The following is a 20,482-nucleotide window of genomic DNA, read 5'->3' as shown; positions in this document are numbered from 1 at the left end:
GGCCTCAGAAGTTCCTTGCCCCGGGTTCAGAAGCTCCAGGAGATCGTGCTGTCCGCCTGCATGAAGGCGACCAGGACGACGAGGTCGGCGACGCCCAGGCCCAGACCGAGGAAGGCGCGGCCCCGGCGGGTGGTGCCGCGCCAGAGGGCGGCCGTGGCCAGGATGATCGCGATCGGGCCGAGGAAGACGTTCAGGACGAGCAGGCCGACGAGGCCCAGGATGAAGGAGGCCACGGCCATGCCGTCGGCGTCGCGGCGGGTCGGGGCGGCGTCGGGGCGGTCGGTGGCGCGGGCGGTGAGTTGCATGACGGGTCAGCTCCCGGCGGTCGTGGCGGTGGTGGGTCAGTGGCTGGTGGTGGTGTGGCGGCGACGGCCGTGCCGCTCACGGAGCGCGAAGATGCCGAGCCAGGCGGCGATGACGGCGGCGGCGACGAGGGTGAAGGCGAACGGCGCGTGGGCCACGGTGCCCAGGACGGCGCCGAACAGCAGCAGGGCGGCGACGAGGAACAGCATGGGATGGAACCCCCTTCGAGACGCCTCGGGGACGCCTCTCGTTACATTTCGGTGAACAGTTGTGGTTACAGTTGTTCACTGACTCCAGAGTCTAGCGCGTCTCACGGCTTTCCAAATCCAGAGAACAGTTGTTAACTGGATGACATGAGTCACACCCTCGGCATCCGGCAGGCGCAGAAGCAGAAGACCCGGCAGGCGCTCCTCGACGCGGCCCTCGGTCTGCTGGAGGAGCAGAGCCTGAGCAGCCTGGGCCTGCGCGAGGTCACCCGCGCGGTCGGCGTCGCCCCGACCGCCTTCTACCGGCACTTCCGCTCCATCGCGGATCTCGGCGTGGCCCTGGTCGAGGAGGCGCTGGGCAGCCTGCACCCGATGATCAGGACGACGGTGGCCACCACCGACGACAGTGACCAACGGATCCAACGCGCCGTCGAGTTGATCGCCGGTCATGTGAGCGAGTACCCCGCGCATGTCCGCTTCATCGCCCGCGAGCGACATGGCGGAGTCCAGCCGGTGCGCGAGGCGATACGGGACCAACTCGCCCGGTTCGCCGAGGAGGTGCGGGCCGAACTCGCCAAGGACGCGGAGTCCGAAGGCTGGAGCGACGACGACCTGCTGATGCTGGCCCATCTCTACGTGGACCAGATGCTGATCACCGCCTCCCTCTTCCTGGAGGCGATGGAGGCCACCGAGGAGGACCGCGAGCACGTCGAGCAGGTCGCCACCCGGCAGATGCGGCTCATCAGCATCGGACGCCACCACTGGCTGGATTGAGCCGTTCCGGATCGGACAACGCGCAGGGGCGGCACCCCCGTTCACCGGGAGTGCCGCCCCTGTCGTACGGCGTGCCGGGTCAGCTCTTGGTGGCCGCCGCCGTCGGCTGGCCGCTCGGGGCGCCGCTCGGCGCGGCACCGCCGCCGGGACCGCCCTGGCCGCCCCCGCAACCGCCCGTCCCGCCGCCGCCCGGGCCGCCCTGACCGCCACCCTGGGCACCCTGACCGCCGCCGGGCGCGCCGCTCGGCATCCCGCTGGGAGTGCCGGTCGGCCGGGCCGTCGCGTTGCCCGTCGGGGCGCCCGAGGGGGCACCGCTCGGCCGGCCCGAGGCGTTGCCGGTGGGCATCCCCGAGGGCGTCGAACACGCCTGCTGCTTCCCGGAGTTGCCGGTGCCGGAGGACGACGAGGAGCCGCTCGAGCCGCAGGCCGCCAGGACCAGGGGCGAGAGCGCCAGCAGGGCCACCGCGGGGACGAGACGCACACGCTTCATGAGGAACAACTCCAAGGAAGATGAGGGTGCCTTGAGAGCGGCACTCAACCAACGGGGCATTGGGCTTCCTTGGGGGCTGCCTGTCCCCGGCCTGTGACTCAGGTAAAGTGGACCTCAAGTCACCGCGCTGACCTGCTATTTCACCAGTCGACCCGGACTGCCCGCTGGTACAGCTCCGTGACAGAAGCAGCTGCTGCCGCCACCTCCGCGCGCACCTCCGGCGGCTCGAGCACCTCGACGTGGTCGGCGAACTGGAGCAGCTGACGCGCCTCGGGCACGACCCCGTACGACAGCCGTACGGTCACCCACTCCCCCTCGCCGTCGGTGTCCGGGAGTTCGGCGAGATGGGAGGCGTTCAGGCGCAGGAACATGTCCAGCCGGCCGCGCCGGACGCGCACCGTGACGTCGAGGCCGCCCGGCCGCTCCTCCACCTGGCGGCGCAACTCCTGCCAGACGTCCGCGAGTTCGACGCCCGGACGGCGCTTCACCGGCTCCTCCAGGACCGCGGCCGAGCGCACCCGGTCGGCGCGGAAGAGCCGCGGCTTCGCACCGCGGTCGGCGACCAGGTACCAGACGCCCGCCTTCGAGACGAGCCCGTAGGGGTCGACGGTGTACGTCCGCGGCTCCCGCTCGCCGCTGTGCCGGTAGCGCAGCCGCAGCCGCCGGTCGGCGAAGACGGCATCCTGCAGGACGTCGAGGTCGACGGGCCCCTGCGGGCCGCCCTTCCAGCGGGTGGCGTCGACCAGGATGCGGCGGGAGGTCACCTCGGCGGCCGGGCGGTGTGGCGCCGGGAGCGCGGCCATGACCTTGCGCAGCGCCGAGCCGAGGGCCGCGTCCAGCCCCAGCGCGGCGTGCGCGCCCTGCGCGGCCAGGATGAACAGCGCCCGCGACTCGTCGGCGGTCAGTCCCGTCACGTCCGTGCGGAACCCGGCGAGCAGCTCGATCCCGCCGTGCCGTCCGCGCTCGGCGTAGACCGGCACCCCGGAGGCCGACAGCGCCTCCACGTCCCGGTAGATGGTGCGCACCGACACCTCCAGCCGTTCGGCGAGTTCGCGCGCGGGGACACGGCCGCGGGTCTGCAGGAGCAGCAGGATCGACAGCAGGCGGTCGGACTTCACGGCACCAGAATCGCGCCGCGGGCGATCCCGTCGCAAATGTTGACGGAAACTGTCAGGTTAAGGGCGGAGTCTTCGAGCACCGGAAAGCACCGGACGGACACCACAGAGAGGCCGGCCATGAACGCCATCGACCCCCGCCCCGTCTACGCCCGCGCCACCGAGCAGGCGGCCGCGCTCATCGCGGCCGTACGGGCGGACCAGCTCGACTCCCCCACCCCGTGCGCCGAGTTCGACGTCCGCACCCTGCTGAGCCACATGGTCGGCGGCACCCTGCGGATCGCGGTCGTCGGCGAGGGCGGCGACGGCCTCGCCGTCCACCCCTTCGCGGAAGGAGTCGGCGACGACGAGTGGCCGGCCGCCTACGAGGAAGTGCGCGTCCGTGTCCTCAAGGCCTGGGAGGACGACGCCCGTCTGGAGGCGCCGGTCCGCGTGCCGTGGGGCGAGGTCCCGGGACGCGCCGCCCTCTCCGGCTACGTCATGGAGCTGGTCACGCACACCTGGGACCTGTGGGAGTCCCTCGGCCGGCCGTATGAACTCGACCCGGAGCCGGCCGAGTTCGCCCTCGCCGTCGCCCGTCGCGTCCTGCCGGACCCGGAGCGCGACGCGGACACGCCCTTCGCCTCGGTGGTGCCGGCCCCCGAAGGAGCCGACGCCTACGGGCGGTTGGCGGCCTGGCTCGGGCGCGAACCGCTCGTCCGGGCCTGAGCCCCGCCTATCCCAGCCTGACGCGCGCGAGCTGGCGGGACTGGGCGACCAGGCGGTCGGCGCTGTCCCAGACCTCGGCGTCCTCCTCCAGGAAGCCGCCGGCGAGGTTGCGGGTGGTGACGGAGACACGGAGCGGGCCGGGCGCGGGGCGGCAGCGCACGTGGGCGGTGAGCTCGACCGTGGGGACCCAGCCCTTCAGGCCGAGTTCGAAGGCGGTGGGCGGCAGCGCGTCCACCGCCAGCAGGAGGGAGAGCGGGTCGGCGTCACGGCCGTCCGCCAGGCCGAACCAGGCGCGCATCTCGCCCTTGCCGGAGGGCGCGCCGACCGCCCAGCCGAGGGTGGCGGGGTCCAGCTTGATCATCAGACGGTCCGTGATGGCGGAGCTGCCGGTGATCGGGGCGGGGCCGTCGGTGGGGCCGAAGCACTCCTCGATCGGCGGGATCGCGGGCGGCCGGGCCGTCGTACGGACGTCGTCGGGGAGGGCGCCGAGGTCGCCGTAGGAGGCGAGGACACGGATGCGTTCGACCTCGCCTCCGTCCTCGTCGTACTGGACGAGGGAGGCCTGGCCGGTGGAGAGGGTGCGGCCGGTGCGGACCACCTCCGTGCGGACCACGGCCGGGCCCGGCTGGGAGGCGGTCAGGTAGTGGGCCGAGATCGTGAACGGGTCGGAGTGCGGCAGGGCGTCCGCGAGGGCACGGCCCAGGACGGCCAGCAGATAGCCGCCGTTGACGGCGTTGACGATGGTCCAGCCGGCCGAGAGGTCGATGTCGTAGACCCCGTCGGCACGCCGGGTGAGCGCGGTGTCGCGGTCGAACTCGCTGTCGCCGACGGTGGCCCGGGCGGCGGGTGCGGAAGCTCCTTCTGGCATGGCTGAACGGTACAACGAGAAACTACTAAGCGGTAGCTTGCAGCGTTACGGCTGGATGACGCGCACCTCGCCTCCTGGGTGAGGCTCCGGCAATTTCTTGGTAAGTGTCCGATCCTGTCCGAAACCCGGAACCCCTCGTCTCCCTCTATTGGGACATGAGCCTCACCGGGACTCCGTTCCTCTACACACTGATCGTGCTGTTCGCGGTCGCCCTGATACTGCCTCTTGTCCTGTGGTCGCGGCTACGCGGGCCAAAAGCCCTGCGCGCCGCGGCCCGGATGCTGATGCTGCTGTTCGCGCAGGGGACGGCGGTCGCGCTGGTCTTCGTCCTCGTCAACAACGCCAACAGCCTGTACGACAACTGGGCCGACCTGCTCGGCACCGGCAACCATGTGCAGCAGGCCGCCAACCTCGGCGCCGACGGCACCGGCGGCATAGCGCTGAAGCGGTTGCCCAAGGTGAAGCAGGACTTCACCGCCGCCAGCGGCCCCGGCATGAAGGGGGTGCGCGAGACCCAGCTCAAGGGCCGCGTCTCCGGCGTGAACGCCGAGGTCTACGTATGGACTCCGCCGCAGTACGGCGAGGCGAAGTACAAGAACCACAAGTTCCCGGTCGTGGAGCTGCTGCCCGGCTATCCGGGTTCGGCGAAGGCCTGGTTCGGCTCGCTGCACGTCATCCGTCAGCTGGAGCCGCTGATGAAGAGCGGCCAGGTCGCCCCGTTCATCCTGGTGGCGCCCCGCACCAACCTGCTGGCGAGCATCGACACCGGCTGCGCGAACATCCCGGGCACGGTCAACGCCGACAGCTGGCTCAGCATCGACGTGCCGAAGATGGTCATGGACAACTTCCGCGCGGAGCCCGCGCCCCGGGGCTGGGCGACCGCCGGGTACTCGGCGGGCGGTCACTGCGCGGTGAAGCTGGCCGTGGCGCACCCCGACCGCTACATGGGGGCGATAAGCTTCTCCGGCTACAACGACCCGATCGGCGAACGCAACTCGCTCGCCGCCCAGAACCCCACGGTCCGGGCCGAGAACAACCCCTACCTGCTGCTGAAGAAGCAGCTCACCCCGCCCCGGATCGCGCTGTACATGTCCGGCCAGCCGCGCGACGGCTACGAGGCCGCCGTCGGCCTCGAACAGATCGCGAAGGCACCGACGACCGTGCACGTCGTCTTCATCCCGAAGAGCGCCGGCGGCCACAACATGGCGCTGTGGCGGCCGCAGGTCGTCCCGGCGTTCCGCTGGCTGTCGCTGGAGATGGGCCAGCACAAGGCGGGCCTGAAGGGCACTACTCCTCGCGAACCGTCGACCGGCGGTTCCACGCACGCGGCGCTCGCCAGTGGAACCGCATCGCGAGCAGGCGTAGGACGAAAGCCGTGAGCGCGGCCAGTCCACTGGTGAGGGGACCGAGGACGTCGTAGCGGATGCAGAGCACGACCATGGTGGCGCCGACCATCGCCGGGACCGCGTACAGGTCGCGGTCCCAGCGCAGCAGCGACGGCACCTCGTTGGCGAGTACGTCCCTGAGCACTCCGCCGCCGACGGCGGTGGCCAGGCCCAGGCAGGCGGACGCGGTGAGGCCCAGCCCGTACTCGTACGCCTTGGTCGTGCCGGCCACGCAGAACAGGCCGAGGCCGGCCGCGTCGAAGACGTTCACCCCGACCTGGATGCGCTCCACCTGCGGGTGCAGGAAGAACACCAGCAGGGCGGCGAGCAGCGGGGTGACGAAGTAGCCGAGGTCGGTGAAGGCGGCGGGCGGCACCGCGCCGATGACCAGGTCCCTGAACAGCCCTCCGCCCAGTGCGGTGACCTCGGCCAGCACGGCGATGCCGAACACGTCGAAGTTCTTGCGGACGGCCAGCAGCGCGCCGGAGATGGCGAACACGAAGATGCCGACGAGATCGAGCGTGTGCTGGACGGAGGGGCTGAACAGTTGCTGGAGCACCCCACATTCTTACTGGGGGCGCGTTTTCCGGTTCAGGGGCGCCTACAGGGCCGGTTTGCCCGGGGTGTAGAGCCACTTCTGGAACAGGTCGTCCAGCTTCTGTCCGGAGACCTTCTCGGCGAGCGCGATGAACTGGGCGGTGTTCGCGTTGCCGTACCGGTGGAGCTTCGTCCAGGTCGGCAGCAGCCGGAAGAACGCCTTGTCGCCGATGCGCTCGCGCAGCGCCTGGAGGGTCATCGCGCCCCGCTGGTAGACCGCGGAGGCGAACATGGTGTCGCGCTGCGGGTCGGCGACGACGGTCTGCCAGAAGGCGTTGTCGGCCGGGCGCGAGTTGTAGGCGGCCAGGAACGAGTCATGGGCGCTACGGGTGCCCTGGTGCTCGGCCCACAGCCACTGGGCGTAGGTGGCGAAGCCCTCGTTGAGCCAGATGTCCTTCCAGCGCTCCACCGACACCGAGTCGCCGAACCACTGGTGGGCCAGCTCGTGCACGATCGTGGTCTCGTTGCGCACGGCCGAGTACGCCGGCTTGCTCTGCACCTCCAGCGAGAACCCGGCCTCGGGCATGTCGTCGACGATCGCGCCGGTCTCCTCGAAGGGGTAGGGCCCGAAGACCTGCGACCAGTAGTCGGTGGCGGCGGCCGTGACGGCGTACACGTCGACGCTGTTGCTGTTCGCGAGCACCGGGTCGATGGCGACGTAGATCGGGATGCCGGACGGGGTCCGGCCGGTCTTCACGTCGAACTTCCCGATCGTGGCGGTCGCGAGGTAGGTCGCCATCGGCCTGCTCTCGCGCCAGTGGGCGTAGGTCGAGCCGCCCTTGTCGTACGTCGAGACCAGCCGGCCGTTGGAGACTCCGGTCAGGCCCTTGGGGGCCTTGATGCGGATGTCGTAGGTGGCCTTGTCGGAGGGGTGGTCGCTGGACGGGAACCAGGTGGAGGCGGCGTTGGGCTCGCAGGCGACGAAGACGCCGTCGGGGGTCTTCATCCAGCCGTAGTCGGAGCCGAACACGATGGGTCCGCTGAGGGGTTCGGGTACGCCGCCGTAGGTGACGGTGACCGTGAAGGTGCGTCCCTTGGGGAGAACTCCCTTGGGCCTGATGCGCAGTTCGTCGCCGTCGCGGGTGAACGCGGCGCGTCTGCCGTTCACTTCGACCCGGGTGACCTCCAGTTTCTGCAGGTCGAGATCGAAGGACGAGAGGGTCCGGGTCGCGCGGGCGGTGAGGGTCGTACGGCCGTCGAGGCGGTCGGTGTCCGGGTTGTACGCCACGTCGAGGTCGTAGTGCCGGGCGTCGAAGCCGCCGTTGCCGAGGTTCGGGAAGTAGGTGTCGCCGATGCCGGGAGCGCCCGGGGTCGGGGCGGGCGAGGCGGCGATGACGAGGAAGGAGGCCGCCGCTGTCGCGAGGGCCCCTAAACGTGCCGAACGGGAGAAGGCCATGGGTCGTCCCTTCGGTGCGTGGTCCGATTCAGCCGGATACGCCGACCCTGCCTCCCCCCATCCAGTCATGTACACGACTTTGCCAACTCGTCATGCGCTACTCACCGGTTGACTCCTGTTCCAGCCGGGACACGCGAAGGCCTCGGCAGTCCGTTCGGACTGCCGAGGCCTTCGCGTGGACGAGTTCGGCCTACTTCTCGCCGGTCTCCGGCTCGGCGGCCTCGGTGCTCTCAGCGGCTTCCTGGATCGCGGGGGCCTCCGGGGCCTCGGGGGTCTCCGCGACCTCCGCCGCCACCGCCGCCGACGTCTCCGCCGACTCCGCGAGGACCTCGTCGGCGACCAGTTCGGCCGCCTCCTTGGCCATGGTCAGCAGGACCGTGTCCTGCGGAGCCTGGTCCTCGAAGTTCTCCGGGTGGTGGCAGGCGACCTGCTGGCCGGGCTTCAGCTCGGTGAGCTTCGGCTCGGTGGTCTTGCAGATCTCCGTCGCCTTCCAGCACCGGGTGTGGAAGCGGCAGCCGCTCGGCGGGGAGATCGGCGAGGGCACGTCGCCCTTGAGCAGGATCCGCTCGCTCTTGGCGCTCTTGCGCCGCGGGTCCGGGATCGGCACCGCCGACATCAGCGCCTTGGTGTACGGGTGCATCGGCGCCCTGTACAGCGACTCGCGGTCGGCCAGCTCGACGATCTTGCCGAGGTACATCACCGCGATCCGGTCCGAGACGTGCCGGACCACCGAGAGGTCGTGCGCGATGATCACGTACGTCAGGCCCAGCTCCTGCTGGAGGTCGTCCAGCAGGTTGACGACCTGGGCCTGGATCGACACGTCCAGCGCGGAGACCGGCTCGTCCGCCACGACCAGCTTCGGGTTCAGGGCGAGCGCGCGGGCGATGCCGATGCGCTGGCGCTGACCGCCGGAGAACTCGTGCGGATAGCGGTTGTAGTGCTCGGGGTTGAGACCGACCACCGACAGCAGCCGCTGCACCTCCTTCTTGATGCCGCCCTCGGGCGTGACGCCCTGGAGCTTGAAGGGGGCGCCGATGATCGTGCCGATGGTGTGGCGCGGGTTCAGCGAGGAGTACGGGTCCTGGAAGATCATCTGCACGTCGCGGCGCAGCGGGCGCATGCCGCCGACGCCGAGGTGCGTGATGTCCTTGCCCTCGAACTCGACCTTGCCGCCGGTCGGTTCCAGCAGCCGGGTGATGAGCCGGCCCATGGTCGACTTGCCGCAGCCGGACTCGCCCACGACACCGAGGGTCTCACCGGCCCGTACCTCGAAGTCGAGGCCGTCGACGGCGTGGACGGCGCCGACCTGGCGCTGCAGCAGACCCTTCTTGATCGGGAAGTGCTTCTGCAGCCCCGTCACCTTCAGCAGGGTCTCGCCGGGGGCGGCGTCCTTGGTGAGGGTGGCACCGTCGCTCTTCGCGGGAGTGGTCACGGCTTTGTCCTCGCTCACAGCTTCGGCGCAATCTCTTCGGTCCAGATACGCTCCCGCTGCTCCTGCGTCATGTGGCAGGCGGCCCAGTGCCGGCTGCCGACCTCGGCCAGCTCGGGGCGGACCGTGCGGGTGACATTGTCCTTGGGGACGTCGGCGTACGGGCAGCGCGGGTTGAAGGCGCAGCCGGACGGGATGTTGATCAACGAGGGCGGGGATCCCTTGACCGGGATCAGACGCTCCTGCTGCTCACGGTCCAGACGCGGCATCGAGCCGAGCAGACCCCAGGTGTAGGGGTGGCGGGGCTCGTAGAACACCTTGTCCGCCGGTCCCCGCTCCACACAGCGGCCGCCGTACATCACCAGGATGTCGTCGGCCAGCTCGGCGACGACGCCCAGGTCGTGGGTGATGATGATGACCGCGGAGCCGAACTCCTTCTGCAGGTCCCGGATCAGGTCGAGGATCTGCGCCTGGACGGTCACGTCCAGGGCGGTCGTCGGCTCGTCCGCGATCAGCAGCTCGGGGTTGTTCACCAACGACATCGCGATCATCGCGCGCTGGCGCATACCGCCGGAGAACTCGTGCGGATAGTTGTCCACCCGCTTGTCGGGCTGCGGGATGCCCACCCGGTCGAGCATCTCGACCGCGCGCTTCTTCGCGGTCTTCTTGTCGACGTCGTGGTGGATGCGGTACGCCTCCACGATCTGCTGGCCGATCGTGTAGTACGGGTGCAGCGCGGACAGCGGATCCTGGAAGATCATCGACATCTCGCGCCCGCGCAGCTTGCGGACCTCGTCGGGGTCGGCGGACAGCAGCTCGGTGCCGTCCAGCCAGATCTCACCGGATATCCGCGCCTTGCGCTTGCCGTACTGGCCGGCGGTGTGCAGGCCCATGATGCCGAGCGAGGTCACCGACTTGCCGGAGCCCGACTCGCCCACGATGCCGAGGGTCTTGCCCTTCTCCAGCGTGAAGGAGAGCCCGTCGACGGACTTCACCAGTCCGTCGTCGGTCGGGAAGTGCACCTTCAGGTCGCGCACTTCCAGGAAGGACGTCGGGGCGGGGGAGGTGCTCGTGGGCTCGCCCACGGCCGCTCCGCTCTTGCTCAGCTCGGTCATGTGAGCCTCACTCGGGGGTCGATCACGGCGTACAGGACGTCGACCACGAGGTTGGCGATCAGCACCGCGAGAGAAGTGATCAGGGTGACGCCCAGAATGATGGGCAGGTCCTGGGTCTTGATGGCGTTGAGCACCGCCTGGCCGAGGCCGGGCAGGCTGAACGTCGTCTCGGTCAGGATCGCGCCGCCGATGAGGGCGCCGAGGTCCATGCCGAGCATGGTCAGGATGGGGGTCATCGTGGAGCGCATGGCGTGCTTGCCGATGACGACCTGCTCCTTGAGGCCCTTCGCGCGCGCCGTGCGGATGTAGTCCTCGCCGAGGATCTCCAGCATGGTGGCGCGGGTGATCCGGGCGTACATCGCCGCGTACAGGAAGGCGAGAGTGACCCACGGCAGGATCATGCCGCCCAGCCAGCCGGAGAAGCTGTCGGTGAGGGGCACGTACTTGCCGTCGATCCAGCCGAGGCCGTAGCTGAAGATCGCGAGCGACAGCAGACCCGTGAAGTAGATCGGGAGGGAGACGCCGCTGAGCGCGATGACCATCGCTCCGCGGTCCCACAGGCTGCCCCGCTTGAGGGCGGAGAGCACACCGGCCGCGACACCGAAGACCAGCCACAGCACCGCGGCACCGAGCGCCAGACCCAGGGTCACCGGGAAGCGGTCGGTGAGCACGGGCCAGACGTCCTGCTCGGTACGGAAGGAGTAGCCGAAGCAGGGCGCGGCGCAGTGGGTGACATCGCCGCCGGCCGCGTAGGTGCGGCCCACGAAGATGCCCTTGAAGAAGTGCCAGACCTGAACGAAGATCGGGTCGCTCAGTCCCAGCTTCTCGCGCACCGCTGCCACCGACGCGGGGTCGGCCTGCTTGCCCACGAAGCTTGAGGCGATGTCCACGCCCGCCCACTTGGGGACGAGGAAGAAGATGCAGAAGACCACCAGGATGATGACCACCAGCATCACTGCGGCGGCGAAGAGCCGCCTGATGAGGTAAGCGAGCACAGCTAACGGCCCGCCGCAGGACCGCGGGCCGCCGGAGGTCTTCCGGTGGCCCACGGTCCCGCCGCGCCGGCCTTCACCTGCCTTTCGTGCCGTTCGGCGGGTGTGCCGGGTTTACTTCGTGGACTTCAGACCGAGGTTGACGAAGTCGTAGTAGCCGCTGTACGCGTTCGACGTGTAGACGTTGCCGACGCGCGAGGAACGGAAGTTCAGCAGCCGCTCGAAGGTGAAGGGCAGGTAGTACGCGCCCTCGCTCACCTTGTGGTTGATCTGCGTGGCGATCGACGTCTTCTGCGCCTCGTCCTGCGTGGCGGTGTACTGGTCGAACAGGCCGTCGATCGTCTTGTCCTTGATCATGGCGTAGTTGTTGTTACCGCTCTGCAGGATGTAGTGGCTGTCCCACAGCGGCAGGCCGTAGCCCTGGACGGTCGGGAAGTCCGGACCCCAGCCCATGATGATGATGCCGAGCTTCTTCTTCGCCACGTTCGCGGGGGCGCCGATGATGCCGGAGCTCTGCGAACCGTCGTACTGGTAGATGTCGGCGTTGATGCCGGCCTTCTTCAGCGACGCCTGCAGGGACGTGGCCGTGGCCACCTCCTGCGCCTTGTTGTTGCGTACGGCGATGGTGGTGCTGAAGCCGTTCGGCTTACCGCAGGCCTTGAGCTCCTGCTTGGCCAGGTTGACGTTGCCGTTCTTGTTGGCGCCGGCGATCTGGTACGGGTCGTACTTCTGGCCCTCGCCACCCGCGACGGACGGCGGGAGCATGTTGGTGCCGATGTCGCCACCGGCGATCGGGCCACCGCGCGCGGTCTGGATCGACACGTGGTCGGCCGCGTAGATGACGGCCTTGCGGCAGTGGATGTTGTCGAACGGCTTGACCGTCTGCGGGAAGACCGCGTAGCGGATGAAGCCGGAGACCGGGTTGTCCAGGTTGCCCTTGTGCTGCTTCAGAGCGATCTGGCGCGCCTGCGGGCCGAGGCCCGTCTGGCTGGCGTCGATGTCGTAGTCGCCGTTGATCAGACGCTGGTCGGAGTCGTTCTGGTTGGACGAGATGTCCAGCGTGATCTTGTCCGGGTACGCCTTGCGGACCGGGTCCGAGGACGCCTTCCAGTTGGTGTTGCGGACCAGGACCAGACCCTTGCCCGGGCTGTACGACTGGAACTTGTACGGGCCGGAGGAGAAGGGGTGCAGCGTGTACTTGGCCTTGGTGTCCTTGTCCTGGCGGACCGGGGACGCCGAGACCATCGCCAGCACCTCTTCGAAGTCCGAGTTCGGCTTCGGCAGGTGGAAGACGATCGTCTTCGCGTCGGGCGTGGTGATCGCCTTCAGACCGAGCTTGTCCTTCGAGGTGTCCTTGTAGGGACCCTTGTAGGTGTTGTTCGGGTCGAGCATCTGCTGGATGTAGATCGGACCGCCGGACAGCACGTCCTGCGCCCACACGCGCTCGATGCCGTACTTGACGTCCTGGGAGGTGATCGGCTTGCCGTCCTCCCACGTGATGCCGTCCCGCAGGTGGAACGTGTAGGTCTTGCCGCCGTCGGCGACCTCGGGCATGCCCGTGGCGAGGTCCGGGGTGAGCTTGGCGCCCTCGGCACCCGGCGCGGTCTTGTACGTCAGCAGCTGACGGCTGTAGTAGCGCGCGAAGTCCCACATGAAGCCGTAGTAGCCGCGCGTGGTGTCCCAGAAGTCGGCGTCCTGGGTGCTGACGAACTTCAGGGTGCCGCCCTTCTTGACCTGATCGGCCTGGGCGACCTTGTTGTTCGCGGCGTCGAAGCCGGCGGCGCCGGACGACGAACCCCCGTTGTCGTTGCCGCCGCCGCACGCTGCCAAGGTCAGCAGCCCGGCGACCGCGGCAGCAGCGGCCAACGCCTGCTTGCGCCGCCCTGAGGTGCGTTGGGTAGTCACGATCTCGGATCCTCCGGATTTGATGAGAGACCCCGTGTTGGTGCCACGGGACGCTTGTGCGGTACGGCGGTTCAGCGGGAGCCCTTCGGGTCCAGCGCGTCCCGCACGCCGTCGCCGAAGAGGTTGAAGGCCAGAACGGTGATGAAGATCGCTACACCCGGGACGATCATGTACATGGGGTCCGAGTCGTAGTAGTCGATCGCCGTCGAGAGCATCTGCCCCCAGGACGAGGTGGGCGGCTTGACGCCCACGCCCAGGAAGCTCAGTGCCGCTTCGGTCAGGATGTTGGTGGGGATCATCATCGTCGTGTAGACGATGATCGGGGCGACGAGGTTGGGCAGCAGCTCCTTGAACAGGATGTAGAACCGCCCCGCGCCCAGGGACCGGGCCGCCTCGACGTACTCGCGCTCACGCATCGAGAGGGTCTGGCCGCGCACCACGCGTCCGATGTAGGGCCAGCCGAAGAAGCCGATGACCAGGATCATCACGAACACGCGCACGCTGGAGCCGTTCAGCCCGAGCATCTCGTCCGGCATGACGGAGACCAGCGCGATGATGAAGAGGAGCTGAGGGAAGGCCAGCAGACCGTCCATGACGCGGCTGATGATCGAGTCGACCCAGCCGCCGAAGAAGCCGGCCAGGATGCCGAGCACCGTGCCGAGGACGACGGCGACGATCGCGGACAGGAAGCCGACCAGCAGCGAGATCCGGGCGCCGTAGAGGATGCGGGCGAAGATGTCTCGGCCGTTGACCGGCTCGACGCCCAGCCAGTGGGTGCCGCTGACGCCGCCGAGCGACCCCTTGGGGGTGCTGAAGAGCGGGTCGATCAGGCTCTCGTGGTAGGCGTCCGGGTCCTGCCCGTACAGGCTGGCGATCAGGGGCGCGAACACCGCGACCACGATGAGCAGGAGCACGATGATGCCGCCCGCCAGGGCGAGCTTGTCCCGCTTCAGGCGCTCCCAGGCGATCCGGCCCAGGGAGCGTCCCTGTACGGCCTTCGCGTCGGCGCTGGCGACCGCCGCTTCCTCGGCCGCGCTCGGGGCCGCTTCCGCGGTCGGCTCGTGCAATGGTGCCGTCATCTGGCAGGGACCCCTCTTCGATTTCAACCGGCGGTAGCCGGCCCGCACTTGCCGCTGTGGCGGCGTGATCAGTCCTCGTACACGGGGACGAAGTCCCCTGGAGCGGGAGTCTTCAACGCTTTGGCGATCTGTTGCCAGACTTGGCGGTGAAAGGATGCGTAAACGTGATGCGGGCTGCGGGGTTCCGTTATCCGGACAGTGGGTAACGGGGGTCGGACAGGTTCTTTTCGGACATTTGACGCATCGAAGGATCTTAGGGCGTCATCTACGCGCGCAGATCACCAGAGGTCCGGTCTGGACCAGAAGACTCGTCTCAGTATGCGCCGTGCGCCGGCGGATAGCCGTATCCGGCCGCCGGAGCCTGGGCGGGCGCGGGCGCGTGGGCCTCGCGGTCGTAGAACGGACGGGCGCTCGCCCGCATCCACAGCGCCACCGGGTCGTACTCGTCGGACATCGCCACGGTCGACACGGGCAGGCCGTCGGGGACCGCGCCGATGGACTGCTGCATCATCGCCCGCACCGAGTCCACGGCGGGCGGACTGGTGTCGTAGACGTCGAGACCGATGGCGAGGTACGGCGCCCCGAGCGCCGGCTGCACCCAGGCGCGGCGCAGCGAGCGGACGGCCGGGGTGCGGTGGGCGTTCTGCGCGAGCAGGGCGTAGAACTGCGGGATCTCGATGGCCGGTTCCGCGAGCCGCAGCGGACCGGCGGGCTGACGCTCCAGGCCGGTGGCGATGCGGCGCAGATCCGGCCAGGGGATGCCGACGCCGCCGCCGGGGGCGTGCGGGTTGAGCCAGAGGCCGAAGTGGTCGGGGTAGAGGGCGCGGGCCACGTCGATCCCGTCGACCACCTCGTAGGAGCGGTTCCAGCCGCTGGCGGAGAGTTCCTGGGCGGAGGTGACGCACGGGGCGTAGCCGTAGCCGTCCACTTCCATGTTTCCGTACTGGGCGTCCGGAGCTCCCGCCTGGCCGTGCCACAGGAGCATCCAGATCTGGCCCTGGCCAGGGGTGGCGAGCGCCCTGAGCAGTGCCTCGTAGGCGTCGTAGCGCCCGGGCGTCACCTGGCGCAGCATCTGCTCGACGCCGCCGCTGAGGCTCGCGCTCACCTGACGTACCGCCCCTTCGAAGAGTTGCCCCGCATTGGGGGAAAGCTTAAGCGCCTGGCTGCTCGGGGCCTGTTGTGCGTGCGCGGGCCCAGGTGCGGCGTGGGAGTCGCCGCCGGCGGCTCAGAAGTGGTCCCTCGCATAGAAAGGGCGTACCCGCTCGCGCATCCAGACGGCCACCGGATCGTCGGTCACGTCCAGCAGGACCAGGTTGACCGGCCACTGGGTGGGGATCCTGGTCACCGCCCGGGTGAGGGCCTCCAGGGGAAGGGCCCGCAGATCGCCCTCCCGCTGGGAGAGTTCGACGCCCACGAACATCACCGGGTCGGCCGTTTCGATCGCGGCGAGGCAGCGGCGGGCCGTGGCCACGACACCGACGGCGGCGAACTCCTCGGAGGCCGCGGCCAGGAAGTCGATCGGGTCGTCCTGCCAGTCCGGTTCGTAGAGCTTGACGCGGCCGCCGGAGGCGGGGCCGTCCAGGGCGGTGCGGCCGACGCGGCACAGTTCGGCGACCGCGGCCGGCGGAAGGGGTATGCCGACCACGCCGTCGGGGTTGACCGCGATCCCCACCTGCGGGGGCAGACCGCGGGCGAACTCGACGGCCGGGGCGACGGTGTACGACAGATGACCGCCGACGACCTGGCGGAACTGCTCCTCTGAGCTGAAGACCGGGACAAAGGCCTGGCCCTCGATCTCCAGCGTGGGCACGTCGAGGGGACCGCTGAGCGGACCGCCGCCGCCCGGCAGCGGGATCCACAGGAAGCTGCGGCCGAGTACCTCGATGATCCGGCCGCCCGCGGTGGGGACGCCGAGGGAGGCCGAGAGCACCTCCTCCAGTTCGTTGCCCGGCCAGCCGCCGTGCGGATGGGGGTGTGCCTGGGCGGGAAAGTCCGCGGGGAGATCCGCTGGGAAGTCCATCTGTTGTGTCCGACCGTCTGCTGGGAACCACTGTGACCGGAAAGGCTAGCGGGTGGAACCGACGCGGGGTCAGCCCGTGAAGCCGATCCTGGTGACGACGTCCGCCGCGTCCCGGTCGAGGAGCACCGCCGAGCCGACGCCCTCGGGCAGTTCGCCGCGCTCGACGGAGCGGATCAGCCGGGCGGCAGCCGTGCGGTGGCGCAGGAAGGCGTAGCGGGAGACGCCCCGGCCTCGCTCGCGCTGGCCCGCCAGCGCCGCGTGCGGTGTGACGTCCAGGAGCAGCAGGTGCAGCGTGCCGCCGCGGCGGCGGGCCTCGCGGGCCAGCCAGCCGCGCACCCAGGACTGCGTACCGCAGTCGTGCACCACGACCCCCTCGCCGCCGCGCACGGCCCGGCGCAGGCCGGCGTAGTGGGCAAGACGGACCAGGGGGCGGTAGAGCGCGTACGGCAGCAGGGATGGCAGCCGGCGCTCCCAGCGGTCGCGGGCGTCCTGCGAGTCGACGCGGGCGGCTTTGACCGCGCGGGCCATCAGCGTGGACTTGCCGCTGCCGGGCAGGCCGGTGACGACGACGAGGTCACGGGGTCCGAAGAGCAGGGCGTGCGGGCTGCGGCCCGAGCGGTCGCGCAGATCGCGGACGACGGGAGCCGGGAGCTCGTCGCACCGCTCGCGGGCCGAGGCCGCGGGCTGCCGGGGCAGCGTGAGAGCCGAGGTCGTGGCGTACGCCGTGGGCCTGTTCACCGTGATCGTCCTCCCTGGGGGGTCAGGAAAGCTTGTCCCCACTGAATGTAAAGAGAAGGTAATGCACGGTGTCTCGCGGTTCCGTTCGGTTCCGGCCACAGGCCCGTCACAAAGAGCGGTCTGACGCGAGCGGACGAGGCATGCAATGATGTCCGCGCAACTGCATACCGGCCGTTTGAATCCGCGCGGGAGAGTCCCCAGCACGCCGACACGTCTGCGTCGCCGGGGCGCCGAAGGAGCAAGTCCCTCCCTTGAATCTCTCAGGCCCCGTTACCGCGCGGGCGAGGCACATCTGAAAAGCGGGCCGCCGTGCGGTGGCCCCACCCACGGTGCAAGCCCGTTCATTCGCGTGATCAGGGCGAACCTCTCAGGTACCGATGACAGATGGGGAGGAATGACCTCGCCCTGTCCCGTCATGCCCTGGGAGACGACCGTCCGATGAGCAGCACCGAACTCCGCCGTACCGCGCTCGATGCCCTGCATCGTTCGCTGGGTGCGACGATGACCGACTTCGCCGGCTGGGACATGCCGCTGCGCTACGGCTCCGAGCGCGACGAGCACCTGGCCGTGCGCACCCGGGCCGGCCTCTTCGACCTCTCCCACATGGGCGAGATCACCGTCACCGGCCCGCAGGCCGCCGCCCTGCTGAACCACGCCCTGGTCGGGAACATCGCGTCCGTCGCCGTGGGCCGCGCCCGCTACACCATGATCTGCCGGGCCGACGGCGGCATCCTGGACGACCTGATCGTCTACCGGCTCGCCGAGACCGAGTACCTGGTCGTCGCCAACGCCTCCAACGCCCAGGTCGTGCTGGACGCGCTGACCGAGCGCGCGGCCGGCTTCGACGCCGAGGTGCGCGACGACCGCGACGCCTACGCCCTCATCGCCGTCCAGGGCCCCGATTCGCCCGGCATCCTCGCCTCCCTCACCGACGCCGACCTCGACGGCCTCAAGTACTACGCGGGCCTGCCCGGCACGGTCGCCGGCGTCCCCGCGCTGATCGCCCGCACCGGCTACACCGGCGAGGACGGCTTCGAGTTGTTCGTGAAGCCCGAGCACGCCGTCGAGCTGTGGCAGGCGCTGAGCAAGGCGGGCGAGGCCGCCGGCCTGGTCCCCTGCGGGCTGTCCTGCCGGGACACCCTGCGCCTGGAGGCGGGCATGCCGCTGTACGGGCACGAGCTGAGCACCGAGCTGACGCCCTTCGACGCCGGGCTCGGCCGGGTGGTGAAGTTCGAGAAGGATGGCGACTTCGTGGGCCGCGAGGCGCTCGCCGAGGCCGCCGCCCGCGCCCAGGAGAACCCGCCGCGCGTCCTGGTCGGCCTGATCGCCGAGGGCCGCCGCGTCCCGCGCGCCGGGTACCCGGTCGTGGCCGGCGGCGAGGTGATCGGCGAGGTCACCTCCGGCGCCCCCTCCCCCACGCTGGGCAGGCCGATCGCGATGGCCTACGTCGACGCGGCGCACTCGGCGCCCGGCACGTCCGGGGTCGGTGTGGACATCCGAGGCAGCCACGAGCCGTACGAGGTCGTGGCACTGCCCTTCTACAAGCGGCAGAAGTAGAGACTGTGCGGGGGCCCCGCTCCGGGGCCCCGTCCGCCTGCCCGCCGCCCGTCCACCTCCCCAGCAGTCCCCCGGCATTCCTCATCACCCGCGTACAGGAGAATTCAGGCTATGAGCAACCCCCAGCAGCTGCGCTACAGCAAGGAGCACGAGTGGCTGTCGGCCGCCGAGGACGGCGTCTCGACGGTCGGCATCACCGAGTTCGCGGCCAACGCGCTCGGCGACGTCGTCTACGCCCAGCTTCCCGAGGTGGGCTCCGCCGTGACCGCGGGCGAGACTTGCGGCGAACTGGAGTCGACCAAGTCGGTCAGCGACCTGTACTCCCCCGTCACCGGTGAGGTCACCGAGATCAACGAGGACGTGGTGAACGACCCGTCCCTCGTCAACTCGGCCCCCTTCGAGGGCGGCTGGCTCTTCAAGGTGCGCGTCGCCGAGGAGCCCGCCGACCTGCTCTCCGCCGACGAGTACACCGCCCAGAACGCCGGCTGAGGAGCAGAGGCCGAATGACCGTCCTGAACACGTCCCTGCACGAGCTCGACCCGGAGATCGCCGCCGCGGTCGACGCCGAGCTGGTGCGCCAGCAGTCCACCCTCGAGATGATCGCCTCGGAGAACTTCGCTCCGCTCGCGGTCATGGAGGCGCAGGGCTCGGTCCTCACCAACAAGTACGCGGAGGGCTACCCGGGCCGCCGCTACTACGGCGGCTGCGAGCACGTCGACGTCGCCGAGCAGATCGCCATCGACCGCCTCAAGGAGCTGTTCGGCGCCGAGTACGCCAACGTCCAGCCCCACTCCGGCGCCTCCGCCAACCAGGCCGCCCTGTTCGCGCTGGCCCAGCCCGGCGACACCATCCTCGGGCTCGACCTCGCCCACGGCGGCCACCTCACCCACGGGATGCGGCTGAACTTCTCCGGCAAGCAGTTCAACGTGGTGGCCTACCACGTGGACCCGGCGACCGGACTGGTCGACATGGCCGAGCTGGAGAAGCTGGCCAGGGAGCACCGGCCGAAGGTGATCATCGCCGGCTGGTCGGCGTACCCGCGTCAGCTGGACTTCGCCGAGTTCCGCCGGATCGCGGACGAGGTCGAGGCGTACCTGTGGGTCGACATGGCGCACTTCGCGGGCCTGGTGGCGGCCGGGCTGCACCCGAACCCGGTGCCGTATGCCGACGTCGTCACCTCCACCACGCACAAGACGCTCGGCGGCCCGCGCGGCGGCATCATCCTGGCCCGCGGCAAGGACTTCGCGAAGAAGCTGAACTCCTCGGTCTTCCCGGGCTTCCAGGGCGGTCCGCTGGAGCACGTGATCGCGGCGAAGGCGGTGTCCTTCAAGGTCGCGGCGAGCGAGGAGTTCAAGGAGCGCCAGCGGCGTACGGTGGACGGTGCGCGCATCCTCGCCGAGCGGCTGACGGCTGCCGACGCCCGGGAGGCCGGGGTGAACGTCCTGTCCGGCGGCACGGACGTGCACCTGCTCCTCGTCGACCTGCGCGCGTCCGAGCTGGACGGACAGCAGGCCGAGGACCGTCTCCACGAGGTCGGCATCACGGTCAACCGCAATGCCGTCCCCGACGACCCGCGTCCGCCGATGGTGACCTCGGGCCTGCGGATCGGTACGCCGGCCCTGGCGACCCGCGGCTTCACGGCCGAGGACTTCGCCGAGGTCGCGGACGTCATCGCCGAGACGCTGAAGGCGCCCTCTCCCTTCGGGAAGGACGACGCGGAGGCGCTGAAGGCCCGGGTGAAGGCGCTTGCCGACAAGCACCCGCTGTACCCCGGCCTGAACAAGTAGTTCCCCGGTGGGGGCACC

General features: G+C 69.8%; 21 protein-coding genes and 2 riboswitches. Of the genes, 6 read left to right on the top strand and 15 right to left on the bottom strand.

Annotation, left to right across the window (positions count from 1 at the left end):
- Nucleotides 1-26: 26 nt before the first annotated feature.
- Nucleotides 27-305, bottom strand: coding sequence for a DUF4190 domain-containing protein (locus MKW14_RS21055; protein WP_240864509.1), 279 nt, complete (start codon nt 303-305; stop codon nt 27-29).
- A gap of 36 nt (nt 306-341) precedes the next feature.
- Entirely contained in the window at nt 342-512 is a 171-nt protein-coding gene (locus MKW14_RS21050) for a hypothetical protein (protein WP_165954994.1), read from the bottom strand.
- A 144-nt stretch (nt 513-656) separates the two neighbouring features.
- On the opposite strand from MKW14_RS21050, the gene MKW14_RS21045 reads away from it, so the two are divergent.
- The gene (locus tag MKW14_RS21045; protein ID WP_240864507.1) at nt 657-1,283 is read left to right on the top strand and encodes a TetR family transcriptional regulator; all 627 of its coding nucleotides are present in this window, start codon (nt 657-659) and stop codon (nt 1,281-1,283) included.
- A gap of 79 nt (nt 1,284-1,362) precedes the next feature.
- On the opposite strand, the gene MKW14_RS21040 is transcribed toward MKW14_RS21045, so the two are convergent.
- Together MKW14_RS21040 and MKW14_RS21035 are read right to left on the bottom strand one after the other, a co-directional pair.
- Entirely contained in the window at nt 1,363-1,773 is a 411-nt protein-coding gene (locus tag MKW14_RS21040; protein WP_240864505.1) for a hypothetical protein, read from the bottom strand.
- A 140-nt stretch (nt 1,774-1,913) separates the two neighbouring features.
- Nucleotides 1,914-2,891 (bottom strand): helix-turn-helix transcriptional regulator, encoded by a 978-nt coding sequence (locus tag MKW14_RS21035; protein WP_240864503.1) that lies wholly within the window; start codon nt 2,889-2,891, stop codon nt 1,914-1,916.
- 117 nt (nt 2,892-3,008) lie between these two features.
- Here MKW14_RS21035 and MKW14_RS21030 point away from each other — a divergent pair, with 117 nt between their 5' ends.
- A complete protein-coding gene (locus tag MKW14_RS21030; RefSeq protein ID WP_240864501.1) occupies nt 3,009-3,596 on the top strand; it encodes a TIGR03086 family metal-binding protein in 588 nt (195 codons plus the stop codon).
- A gap of 7 nt (nt 3,597-3,603) precedes the next feature.
- Here the strand turns inward: MKW14_RS21030 and MKW14_RS21025 are convergent, their stop codons facing one another.
- Nucleotides 3,604-4,464 carry a thioesterase family protein gene (locus tag MKW14_RS21025; protein ID WP_240864498.1) on the bottom strand — a complete coding sequence of 287 codons (861 nt, stop codon included), beginning with the start codon at nt 4,462-4,464 and terminating at the stop codon, nt 3,604-3,606.
- A 155-nt stretch (nt 4,465-4,619) separates the two neighbouring features.
- Here MKW14_RS21025 and MKW14_RS21020 point away from each other — a divergent pair, with 155 nt between their 5' ends.
- Nucleotides 4,620-5,843 (top strand): alpha/beta hydrolase, encoded by a 1,224-nt coding sequence (locus tag MKW14_RS21020; RefSeq protein ID WP_240864496.1) that lies wholly within the window; start codon nt 4,620-4,622, stop codon nt 5,841-5,843.
- On the opposite strand, the gene MKW14_RS21015 is transcribed toward MKW14_RS21020, so the two are convergent.
- The 10 genes from MKW14_RS21015 to MKW14_RS20970 form a co-directional block, all read right to left on the bottom strand.
- The gene (locus tag MKW14_RS21015) at nt 5,752-6,408 is read right to left on the bottom strand and encodes a trimeric intracellular cation channel family protein (protein WP_133046674.1); all 657 of its coding nucleotides are present in this window, start codon (nt 6,406-6,408) and stop codon (nt 5,752-5,754) included. The two genes, MKW14_RS21020 and MKW14_RS21015, sit on opposite strands and share 92 nt — an antisense overlap.
- Before the next feature lie 42 nt (nt 6,409-6,450).
- Nucleotides 6,451-7,842, bottom strand: coding sequence for a M1 family metallopeptidase (locus MKW14_RS21010; RefSeq protein WP_240864494.1), 1,392 nt, complete (start codon nt 7,840-7,842; stop codon nt 6,451-6,453).
- Nucleotides 7,843-8,032: 190 nt separating this feature from the next.
- Complete coding sequence (locus MKW14_RS21005; RefSeq protein ID WP_240864493.1) at nt 8,033-9,274, bottom strand: ABC transporter ATP-binding protein; 1,242 nt, start codon at nt 9,272-9,274, stop codon at nt 8,033-8,035.
- A 14-nt stretch (nt 9,275-9,288) separates the two neighbouring features.
- Complete coding sequence (locus MKW14_RS21000) at nt 9,289-10,386, bottom strand: ABC transporter ATP-binding protein (RefSeq protein ID WP_240864491.1); 1,098 nt, start codon at nt 10,384-10,386, stop codon at nt 9,289-9,291.
- Complete coding sequence (locus tag MKW14_RS20995; RefSeq protein WP_240864489.1) at nt 10,383-11,381, bottom strand: ABC transporter permease; 999 nt, start codon at nt 11,379-11,381, stop codon at nt 10,383-10,385. The genes MKW14_RS21000 and MKW14_RS20995 overlap by 4 nt, the downstream gene beginning before the upstream one ends.
- Nucleotides 11,382-11,492: 111 nt before the next feature.
- Nucleotides 11,493-13,283: an ABC transporter substrate-binding protein gene (locus tag MKW14_RS20990; RefSeq protein ID WP_240864487.1), complete on the bottom strand. Its 1,791-nt coding sequence runs from the start codon at nt 13,281-13,283 to the stop codon at nt 11,493-11,495.
- A gap of 71 nt (nt 13,284-13,354) precedes the next feature.
- Entirely contained in the window at nt 13,355-14,362 is a 1,008-nt protein-coding gene (locus MKW14_RS20985) for an ABC transporter permease (protein ID WP_240864484.1), read from the bottom strand.
- Between the two features lie 313 nt (nt 14,363-14,675).
- Complete coding sequence (locus MKW14_RS20980; RefSeq protein ID WP_240864733.1) at nt 14,676-15,434, bottom strand: enhanced serine sensitivity protein SseB C-terminal domain-containing protein; 759 nt, start codon at nt 15,432-15,434, stop codon at nt 14,676-14,678.
- Between the two features lie 153 nt (nt 15,435-15,587).
- Nucleotides 15,588-16,382 (bottom strand): enhanced serine sensitivity protein SseB, encoded by a 795-nt coding sequence (locus tag MKW14_RS20975; RefSeq protein ID WP_240864483.1) that lies wholly within the window; start codon nt 16,380-16,382, stop codon nt 15,588-15,590.
- Nucleotides 16,383-16,451: 69 nt separating this feature from the next.
- A complete protein-coding gene (locus MKW14_RS20970) occupies nt 16,452-17,120 on the bottom strand; it encodes an AAA family ATPase (protein ID WP_240864481.1) in 669 nt (222 codons plus the stop codon).
- Between the two features lie 176 nt (nt 17,121-17,296).
- Nucleotides 17,297-17,406, top strand: a riboswitch (glycine riboswitch).
- Nucleotides 17,407-17,514, top strand: a riboswitch (glycine riboswitch).
- Between the two features lie 44 nt (nt 17,515-17,558).
- On the opposite strand from MKW14_RS20970, the gene gcvT reads away from it, so the two are divergent.
- From gcvT to glyA, 3 genes are all read left to right on the top strand, one after another.
- The gene (gcvT, locus tag MKW14_RS20965; RefSeq protein WP_240864478.1) at nt 17,559-18,677 is read left to right on the top strand and encodes a glycine cleavage system aminomethyltransferase GcvT; all 1,119 of its coding nucleotides are present in this window, start codon (nt 17,559-17,561) and stop codon (nt 18,675-18,677) included.
- A 111-nt stretch (nt 18,678-18,788) separates the two neighbouring features.
- Entirely contained in the window at nt 18,789-19,166 is a 378-nt protein-coding gene (gcvH, locus tag MKW14_RS20960; RefSeq protein WP_240864476.1) for a glycine cleavage system protein GcvH, read from the top strand.
- A 14-nt stretch (nt 19,167-19,180) separates the two neighbouring features.
- Nucleotides 19,181-20,464 carry a serine hydroxymethyltransferase gene (gene glyA, locus MKW14_RS20955; RefSeq protein WP_240864475.1) on the top strand — a complete coding sequence of 428 codons (1,284 nt, stop codon included), beginning with the start codon at nt 19,181-19,183 and terminating at the stop codon, nt 20,462-20,464.
- Nucleotides 20,465-20,482: the final 18 nt, after the last annotated feature.

The sequence above is a fragment of the Streptomyces gilvus genome (assembly GCF_022513565.1).
GTDB lineage: Bacteria > Actinomycetota > Actinomycetes > Streptomycetales > Streptomycetaceae > Streptomyces > Streptomyces gilvus.
This window is presented reverse-complemented; position numbering and strand designations above follow the sequence as displayed.

Coding starts and splice junctions, on each gene's coding strand:
- MKW14_RS21055 (WP_240864509.1), bottom strand. CDS start 305: ATGCAACTCACCGCCCGCGCCACCGACCGCCCCGACGCCGCCCCGACC.
- MKW14_RS21050 (WP_165954994.1), bottom strand. CDS start 512: ATGCTGTTCCTCGTCGCCGCCCTGCTGCTGTTCGGCGCCGTCCTGGGC.
- MKW14_RS21045 (WP_240864507.1), top strand. CDS start 657: ATGAGTCACACCCTCGGCATCCGGCAGGCGCAGAAGCAGAAGACCCGG.
- MKW14_RS21040 (WP_240864505.1), bottom strand. CDS start 1,773: ATGAAGCGTGTGCGTCTCGTCCCCGCGGTGGCCCTGCTGGCGCTCTCG.
- MKW14_RS21030 (WP_240864501.1), top strand. CDS start 3,009: ATGAACGCCATCGACCCCCGCCCCGTCTACGCCCGCGCCACCGAGCAG.
- MKW14_RS21025 (WP_240864498.1), bottom strand. CDS start 4,464: ATGCCAGAAGGAGCTTCCGCACCCGCCGCCCGGGCCACCGTCGGCGAC.
- MKW14_RS21020 (WP_240864496.1), top strand. CDS start 4,620: ATGAGCCTCACCGGGACTCCGTTCCTCTACACACTGATCGTGCTGTTC.
- MKW14_RS21010 (WP_240864494.1), bottom strand. CDS start 7,842: ATGGCCTTCTCCCGTTCGGCACGTTTAGGGGCCCTCGCGACAGCGGCG.
- MKW14_RS21000 (WP_240864491.1), bottom strand. CDS start 10,386: ATGACCGAGCTGAGCAAGAGCGGAGCGGCCGTGGGCGAGCCCACGAGC.
- MKW14_RS20985 (WP_240864484.1), bottom strand. CDS start 14,362: ATGACGGCACCATTGCACGAGCCGACCGCGGAAGCGGCCCCGAGCGCG.
- MKW14_RS20980 (WP_240864733.1), bottom strand. CDS start 15,434: ATGCTGCGCCAGGTGACGCCCGGGCGCTACGACGCCTACGAGGCACTG.
- MKW14_RS20975 (WP_240864483.1), bottom strand. CDS start 16,382: ATGGACTTCCCAGCGGATCTCCCCGCGGACTTTCCCGCCCAGGCACAC.
- gcvT (WP_240864478.1), top strand. CDS start 17,559: ATGAGCAGCACCGAACTCCGCCGTACCGCGCTCGATGCCCTGCATCGT.
- gcvH (WP_240864476.1), top strand. CDS start 18,789: ATGAGCAACCCCCAGCAGCTGCGCTACAGCAAGGAGCACGAGTGGCTG.
- glyA (WP_240864475.1), top strand. CDS start 19,181: ATGACCGTCCTGAACACGTCCCTGCACGAGCTCGACCCGGAGATCGCC.